This is a genomic window from Bradyrhizobium sp. Kon10 (assembly GCF_055807395.1).
Window position 1 is genome coordinate 1 of sequence record NZ_JBVVOZ010000108.1, and the last position, 754, is coordinate 754.

Genomic DNA, 754 nt, shown 5'->3' on the forward strand with positions numbered 1-754 from the left:
TTAGATAAGCTGCAATACCGACAACGATGCTTGGAACGGTTATCGGGGTGAGAATCGCCATCGTAACAATGCTACGTACTCGAAGAACGGTGCGGTTGAGCCGCGAGCGTGCCGACGATAGTTGATAAGAAGGCAATCGCAACAATCGGCTCAAGCAGGCCTTTTTCGCTCCCGATGATGGCAGAGCCCTGAGTGATCGGAGCGACGTCAACAGCAACGATTTTTTGAGTTCACCCTGAGCTCAAGCTGCGCGAAGGTGATTTGGTCGGTGATTTTCGCGGTTACCTTGATTCCCGTCTTTTCTTCGAACGGTTCACGAAGGCCTCGATGTATGCCTTCGCGACGTCGCCACCGTAGACGAGGACGCGTAGCTCATCCGTATTCGCCGCCAGCGCACCGCCGGCTGTGGAATTCATCGCACCCGCCGAGATGGCGGAGGAGCCCGCCCGCAGGATATGTCTGCGGTTCATCAAAGGCTCATACTTTCACTCCCATGGTTGCGATTGGCGATAATCGGCAGTTATGATTTTTTTGCGAGAACTCTAGCGGCGCCGCAAAGCCGCTTGTCGCCGATTTGGAGGACGATTCAGCTCGAATCATGTACCGATTTGCACGAATGCGATGCTTTCGAGCTGCAATTGGCAGAGGGTGAACTCTGGCCGTCCGAGAAACTGCGATCGTAAGATACGACAATCATCTTCAGGCTAAATTGCCCCGATCTGCTTGAGCTGCGCGATTGTTTCCTCATCATAGG

Annotated in this window: 1 protein-coding gene; it reads right to left on the reverse strand. The window is 53.8% G+C overall.

Annotated features, from left to right (window positions below):
- Positions 1-281: 281 nt before the first annotated feature.
- Entirely contained in the window at positions 282-470 is a 189-nt protein-coding gene (locus tag AC0L2O_RS36265; RefSeq protein ID WP_473373131.1) for a hypothetical protein, read from the reverse strand.
- Positions 471-754: the final 284 nt, after the last annotated feature.